This is a genomic window from Alienimonas chondri (assembly GCF_013036045.1).
Lineage (GTDB): Bacteria > Planctomycetota > Planctomycetia > Planctomycetales > Planctomycetaceae > Alienimonas > Alienimonas chondri.
The window spans coordinates 20,296-27,558 of sequence record NZ_WTPX01000059.1; the positions used below are offsets into that span (position 1 = coordinate 20,296).

General features: G+C 70.8%; 6 protein-coding genes. 5 read left to right on the forward strand and 1 reads right to left on the reverse strand.

Annotation, left to right across the window (positions count from 1 at the left end; genetic code table 11):
* Nucleotides 1–16 precede the first annotated feature (16 nt).
* The 5 genes from LzC2_RS10595 (at nt 17) to LzC2_RS10615 (ending at nt 6,609) form a co-directional block, all read left to right on the forward strand.
* Entirely contained in the window at nt 17–1,414 is a 1,398-nt protein-coding gene (locus LzC2_RS10595; RefSeq protein WP_171186654.1) for a 3-keto-disaccharide hydrolase, read from the forward strand.
* 798 nt (nt 1,415–2,212) lie between these two features.
* On the forward strand, nt 2,213–3,418 hold the full coding sequence (locus LzC2_RS10600) for a serine/threonine-protein kinase (protein WP_171186656.1): 1,206 nt from the start codon (nt 2,213–2,215) through the stop codon (nt 3,416–3,418).
* A 10-nt stretch (nt 3,419–3,428) separates the two neighbouring features.
* Nucleotides 3,429–4,424 (forward strand): aspartate carbamoyltransferase catalytic subunit, encoded by a 996-nt coding sequence (locus LzC2_RS10605; RefSeq protein ID WP_171186658.1) that lies wholly within the window; start codon nt 3,429–3,431, stop codon nt 4,422–4,424.
* Complete coding sequence (locus LzC2_RS10610; protein WP_171186660.1) at nt 4,421–5,743, forward strand: dihydroorotase; 1,323 nt, start codon at nt 4,421–4,423, stop codon at nt 5,741–5,743. The genes LzC2_RS10605 and LzC2_RS10610 overlap by 4 nt, the downstream gene beginning before the upstream one ends.
* A 62-nt stretch (nt 5,744–5,805) precedes the next feature.
* Nucleotides 5,806–6,609, forward strand: a complete 804-nt coding sequence (locus tag LzC2_RS10615) for a hypothetical protein (RefSeq protein ID WP_171186662.1) — start codon at nt 5,806–5,808, stop codon at nt 6,607–6,609.
* Between the two features lie 30 nt (nt 6,610–6,639).
* Here LzC2_RS10615 and LzC2_RS10620 read toward each other — a convergent pair.
* The coding region (locus LzC2_RS10620) for a hypothetical protein (protein ID WP_185168674.1) at nt 6,640–7,263 on the reverse strand (624 nt) is incomplete at its 5' end.

The window sequence follows — 7,263 nt, forward strand, 5'->3', positions numbered from 1 at the left end:
CGCCGGAGCTTTAGAAATGCCGTCGTTCAAACGTTTCGTCCCGGCTTATCGGGGACTCGCTCTCCTATTGCCGCTGGCCCTCGTCGGCTGTGACGTGAATCGCGGCGAACCGCTGGAGATCGAGTGGGACGATGAGGAGCTGGCGTTCGAGCAGTGGGAGGAGTTCGAGGTCGGTCCGCCCACCTTCGACGAACTGCCCGATCCGCCGGCGATGCCGGCCGCCCCGCTGGAAGCGGAGGGCGTGCATTTCCCGGACGGCCTCTCCACGGAGGACCTCGCCCGCGGACGCATCGCCCTGTTCGACGGGCAAACGTTCTTCGGCTGGAGCGTCGACGGCGGCGAAGCGAGCGTCGCTCGCCCGGAAATGAAGCTGCACGACAAAGACGACAGCGGCTGCGCCGCCGGCGCCGAGTTCCGCATGCCGCTGGCCGCGGGAACCGTTCACATCGAGACTTGGCACCCGGTCGACGGCGAAGTCTGGGCCAGCTTCGCCGACGGTTGGGTCGTCGGCGATCGCGACTACCCCTTCCTGCCCGGCAAGCCGGCCGAGACCGTCGACCAGTGGACCCCCGGCCAATTCGGGCTGAACCCGCCGCCGGCGAATCCTGAATCCCTCGAGGGGGCGGACATCACGGGCTATTTCGCCCCCGCGATCCTCGGCATCCGCGGCAACGACGGCACGGCGGCGCGGTACATCGAGTTCCTGCCGGACACGGAACTGCTGTCGATCGACAGCTTCACCCCCGTCGACGGCAGCGAAGCGACCGTCACCAGGGACGGCCCGGAACTGCACCTGACCGGCGGCCCCGGCTTCCTCCGCAGCGAGCAGCAGTACGGCGACTTCGTCCTGCAATGCGAGGTGAAGTGCAATTCGAAGGACAGCAATAGCGGGATCTTCTTCCGCACGATCGAACCGACGGCCGACGCCCCCTCCAACGGGTACGAGATGCAGTTGCAGAACACGCTCGGCCCCGGCGGACGCACCGACCCGGACGATTACCAAGACGGCTTCGGCACCGGCGGGATCTTCCGTCGTCAGCCGGCTCGGTACATCAACGCGAACGATGGCGAGTGGTTCCACGTCACCCTGTTCTGCGTCGGCAATCGCATGGCGACCTGGGTGAACGGTCTGCAGGTCACGGACTTCACCGACGAACGCGACCTCGATCCGAACCCCCGCAAGGGCCGTCGGGACGACGCCGGTTACATCGTGCTGCAGGGGCATGATCCCACGACCGACGTCAGCTTCCGCAACTTCCGTATTCAGTCGCTCGACCCGGTGAGCGACGCGGACGCCCTCGAAGCGGAATCCGCCGACCCGGCTGAGCCGGGAGCGATCGAGGAGGCGGCTGTCGAAGCGGCCGCGGCCACTGACGAGGCCGCCGACGAAGCTGCGGAGACCGTCGCGGACTGAACCGCGGCCCAGACGACCTCCGGCGGATCCCACTTCCGCAGGAGGGCGTCGAAGCCGGCGTCGCCCGGTTCGACCGGCGATTCGAGCGACGCGACCGCCACGCGCACCCGCTCCGGGAATCGCAAGCGGGAGCGGGTGAGGTCGGCGGCTCGCCGGTCGTCCCAGTGGTCTCGATCCCACAGCTCCCAGATCGGTCCGGACGGCCCGCCCGACGCGGGACCGGACAGCGTTCGAGCGAGCGCTGCGGCATAGCCTCGGTCGGGGCTGACGACCAGCGCCGGCCCCACGCCCGGCGGCGGAGCGGGGGACGGCCGATCGCCGAACGCCCCGCCGGACCCGTGCCCGTCCAATGCTGCGAGCGCCGCTCGCAGGCCCTCCGCATTTCCCCGGCGGAGCGCTGCCGGCCACGGGGAACCGGTGCGGTCTCCGCCGTTCGCCCACGGTCCGCAGGCGACGATCCAATCGGACAGCGGGAAGCGATCCAGCAGCGTGCGCACGCTGTTGTGAGGCCATTCCTCCGGGAATCGCTCGATCGCCACGCAGACGAGCGGATCGTCGTTCGTCTCGAAGCCTTCGCCGTTGAAGCCGCAAGCAACGAAGCGGACCCCCGCGGCCGGGTGCGTGCGAATCCAGCGGCGGACCGCCCGCGGCGTTCCGAACGCCGGGATGAGCACGGGCGGATCGGACATTGGGGGAGCGGGGTAAGAAGGGAGGCCGTTGTTTCACAGCACGGCGTTTGGGGCGTCAAGCCGAATCCGGTCTGGCCCCGGAACCGCTTCGGGTGCGAAAACCCGGGGGATGCCGGCTCCTCCGACCGATCTCGCCGCCCGCCTCGCCGCCCTCGATCCCCGGTTGTCCGGGCGCGCGGGACGATACGGCCGGGCCGTGCGACGACTCTCCGCGGAGGTGCCCGCGGGCGAACTGCTCTGGCTGGACCGCCTGCACGCCGCCGGCGATCTGACGGATCATCAGGCGACCGCGTTCCTCGAAGGCCGCGACGCCGACCTGCGCGTCGGCCCGCTGGCGATCACCGGGAGCCTCGGCGCCCGCACCTGCACCGCGAGCGGGCCGACGGGCGCAGCCGTATTGAAACGCTGCGGCGAACGCACCGACCCGTTGGATCATCTCTGCCGCGTCGTCGTCTCCCACCCGGCGATCGTGGTCCCGGACGCCGTGGTCGTGCAGACCGCGGGCGAGGAGCAGGGCGAACGAATTTGGGTGCGCTCGGCGCCGGTCTCGGGACCGACGTTGGCGGATCGCATCGCGGCCCGCGGACGGTATGACGGGCCGGAGGCGTACACGCTGGCGCGTCGGCTGGCATCGGGCCTCGCCGCGGCGGAGGCCGCCGGGCTGATTCATGGCGAGATTCACGCCCACAACGTGCGGCTCTCGCCGGGGGGGCCGGTTCTGGTCGATTGCGGTCTCGCTCCGCTGTTGCCCCCGCGGTCCGGCGACGCGACCCGCGGCGGTTGGGTCGAAGCGGAGAGCGGCCCGGTCGAGTTCGGCACCGAGGCCGACCTGCGGGCCTTCGCCGGGTTGATGTGGGGCGTGCTGACCGGGCGACCGCCCTACCTGTTCGCCCCGCGCCGGTTCGGCACCGTCCACGCCGCCGCCCCGCTGCTGCCCTCGATTACCGAGTTGGCCCCGGACACGCCCGAACCGCTGGCGTCGTTGATCGACGCTTTGCTCGGCCATCGCCCCGAAGCAGCGCCCATATCCTTCGCGGAGGCCGCCGATCGGCTGCGTCCCGTGCGACCGCCGGTCTCCCCGGTTCGCACCGCCGGCTGGGCGATCGCCTGCGGGGCATTGCTCGCTGGGATCGTCGGAGCCGCAAACGGACCCGCAACGCCGACCGACGCCCCGGCATCCACTGCGGAGACGATCGAGGTGGACGCAGCCGACCCGGAGCCGCCTTTGCCGACCGCGACGGTCGAACCGACGCCGCCGCAAATCGCCCCGGCGCCCGCCGTCCGCCGGGTCGCGGTACCCGGGGACGGCCGGTAATCTCCCGGGCGTGACGGACGCTTCGCCTAAACCCCATGCGCCGGGGTCTGACGCCCCCGGCTCGCCGCCGAAACCGCCGTGGGATCGTCGGCATTTGGTCGGGCTGGCGGATCTGAACGGAGATGAGATCACCGAGCTGCTCGATCGGGCGGTGGAGTTTCGGCGACTGGCCGACGAACGCGCCCTCCCGTCTCCTCTGGCCGGGGCGACGGTGGGGAACCTGTTCTTCGAGAACTCCACCCGCACCCGAAACAGCTTTCGGCTGGCGGCGAAACGCCTGGGGGCGGAGACCGTCGAGTTCACCGAGGTCGGCTCCAGCGTCGCCAAGGGCGAGACCGTCGCGGATACCGTCCGCACGATCGAAGCCCTGGGCGTGGATCTGATGGTGATCCGGCACGGCTCCCCCGGCGTGCCGCATCGGCTGCGGGAGTTCGTCACCTCCGGCTTGTTGAACGCCGGCGACGGCACCCACGAACATCCCACCCAAGCCCTGATCGACCTGCTGAGCCTGCGGGACGCTTTTTCGCAGGAGGGAACCGGCGAGTCGCTGGCCGGGAAGACGGTCACGGTGGTGGGCGACATCCTGCACAGCCGGGTGGCTCGCTCGAACATCCACGGTCTGCGGGCGTTGGGGGCACGGGTGCTGGTCTGCGGCCCGTCGACGCTGCTGCCCCGACAGTTGCCGGGGGCGGAGTTCTTCACGGATCTCGACGCCGCCCTCGCCCAAAGCGACGCGGTCAACCTGCTGCGGGTGCAATTCGAACGGCAACGCGGGGCGTTCTTCCCCAGCCCGGCGGAGTACTACCGCCTGTTCGGCATGACGCAGACCCGCCTGACCCGCAGCGGTCGCGATCCCTGGGTGCTGGCCCCCGGTCCGATCAACCGCGGGATCGAACTGAGCAGCGAGGTCGCCGACGGCCCGCGCTCGTTGATTCTGAAGCAGGTCGCCAACGGCGTGTTCATCCGCATGGCCTGCCTGGCGACGCTGATGGAGGCCCGGCGATGAGCGACCGCACGACAAATTCGTTCACCCTGAGAATCGCCGGCGGCCGGGTGATCGACCCGGCGTCGGGGAGCGATGAAATCCGCGATTTGTGGGTCCGCGACGGCGTCCTGATCGATCCGCCGGGCGGCGAGCCGAACGCGACGATCGACGCCGTCGGGCTGGTCGTCTGCCCCGGGTTCGTCGAACCGCACGCGGTCGCCCCGACCGCGGGCGTCAACGAACGCTTCGCGCGGCAGGCGTTGGCGGGCGGCTACACGAGGGTCGCGGCGTTCGGCACCGCTCGGCAGGCCCGCGACTTCAACGGCCCGTGCCCCAAACTACTGCGCATCGGCCCGCTGACGGTGCCCGGCACCCGCCGCTTGGCGGAGTTGGGCGACGCCGCCGAAGCGGGGGCGGTCGCGTTCGGGGACGGACCGGAACCGCACGGCGACAGCGAACTGCTTCGCCGCGGGTTGCTGTACGCCAAGATGCTCAATCGGCGAGTGTTCGATCTGCCGCGCGACGCGGAACTCAGCGAGGGCGGCGTCGCCGCGGAAGGCCCGGTCGCCGCGCAGCTGGGACTGTTCGGCGTCTCGGCGGCGAGCGAACGGGTCGCGGTGCGGCGGGGCATCGAACTGGCCCACGCGATCGAACTCGCGGATCCGAGCGGCCGTCGACTGCACTTCACCGCCCTGTCAGACGGCGGGGCCGCGATGATCGTCTCGGATTATTTGAACGAGACGCTGCTCGATCCGGCGCCGATCTCCGCGGCCGTCACGGCGACGCATCTGCTCTGCACCGCGGCGGCGCTGGAAGGGTTCGACCCCGCCGGCCGCGTCGACCCGCCGTTCCGCGACGACCGTGACCGGGAATTCCTCATTCATCTCGCCGGCGAGGGGCGTCGCACGCCGGAGTATCCCCCGGCGATTGCCTGCCTCACCGCGGGGCACCGCCCGGATCCGGCGCTGCTGGACCCGGTCGATCTGCTGGCGGCTCCCCCCGGATACGAAGCCTTCGAGATCGCCTTTGCCGCGGCGAACACGGCGCTGGGCGAGGAGAAACTTCCGCGACTGATTGAGTTGCTGACGACCGGGCCGGCGGACGTCTTGGACCGGCAAACGCCGTCGCTGGCGCCGGGCGAGCGGGCAGACCTGGCGGTCCTCGACGTGGCCGGGGAGTGGACCTGCGACCCGGCGACGCTCGCCGTGCCCGTCGCCCGCACGCCCCTCGCCGGACGGACGCTGCGGGGACGGGTGGCGCACACGGTGTTGGGCGGACGAGTCGTGTTCGAGCGGGGCCGGTTCCCGGACCTTCCGCACGCGGACGCGGCGGCCGGTTGACCGATCGCGGACCGGCGACGGATGATCGCGGTTCCGCACAACTCCGCCCCGGTCCCTTCCGCATGCGTTTCTCCTGCTGCCTCCTGCTGGTTCTCGCCGCGTCGGGGTGCGGCGACTCGGATTATCAGGCCGACTTCACCGGCAACACGGTTCCGTACTTCGCCCAACGGCAGGAGGTCGACGCCGCCCTGAGTGCCCCGTGGGAGAAGTTCGGCATGTCCCTCCGCGTGCCGCGCGGGTTCAAGGAGCAACCGCCCCCGCCCAAGCCGACGAAGGAGGAGCTGGAAGACGAGTTCTGGGAACCCCCTGTCGACAAGCGGCAGCCGACCTATCTGCTCGACCCGCTGCCGGGGATGAAGGGCGCCTGGCAGGGACCGCTGCCGGGCGAAGGCGAGCAGGTCGGGCATCGCTGGCTGTACGTGCTGGACACCGCCGGGCTGAAGGACGACCCCGTGATGCCCGGATTGGCGCCGGAGAACTTCGTATTCGAGATCGCGGATCGTTTCGCCCGCTCGATGGAGTTGAACGGACGGTTCCTGGCGACGCCGGAGCCGGAGCAGTTCAAACCGCGGACGTTCCCCGAACCGCCGCAACCGTTCGCTCCCCCGGTGCAGTACCGGACCCCGCCGGCGCCGCTGGTGGGCGACTTCGGCGACGGACAGGTGCACCGCGTCGAACTCTATGCCCATCAGCTCGGCGGACGGACGACGATCATCGCGCTGGTGATGCCCGAAGAGGCGATGATCGGCCCGGGGATGGGCGATTCCCGCGATCTGATGTTGCAAACGTTGGAGTTCGGCACCGCGGCATCGGGCGCCGCGCCCCAGGGCGGCGCCCCGCCGGCCGGAGGGGGCCCGGGCTTCTGACCGCGGCCGCTGCGGCGTCCGGCGGGGTCACTACTCTCCGGCGGTGCGGCCGATACTGCGGCGGTAGGACTGGTAGAGGTCCTCGAACTCCGGCGGCACCGGCAGATCCCGCGGGCCGATTTCGTTGAGGTCGTCCCCTTCGATCTCCGATCCCTGCCGCATCGCGGAGCGGTTCCCGCGGCGGGCCTGCAACGCTTTCAGCATCGCTTCGAACTGCTTTTGGCGAGCGGCTTCCCGCGGGTCGGCGGGCTGCTCCGGGGCGTTGAGGCGGTCGCCGATCCGATCGGCGAACCGCCGCATCTGGTCCTCGGTCCACCCCAGTTCCTTGAGAAGATCCGGGTCGACCTCTCCGCGATCGAGCTGATCGCGGAGCTTGTCGAGGGCGAGGGAGGTGGAGCGTTTCGCATAGTCAAGGTTCGCCTCGTCGGTGGGCGTGTTGCGGCTGCCGCCGTTTGAGGGCGCGCCGCCGTTCGGTCCGCCGTCGGGACTCCCGCCCCCCTGGCCACCGCTTCCAGGGCCAGGCTGACCGCCCTCTCCGGGCTGACCGCCTTCGCCCGGCTGACCGCCTTCGCCCGGCTGACCGCCTTCGCCCGGCTGACCGCCCTCTCCGGGCTGGCCGCCCTCGCCCGGCTGACCGCCTTCGCCCGGCTGACC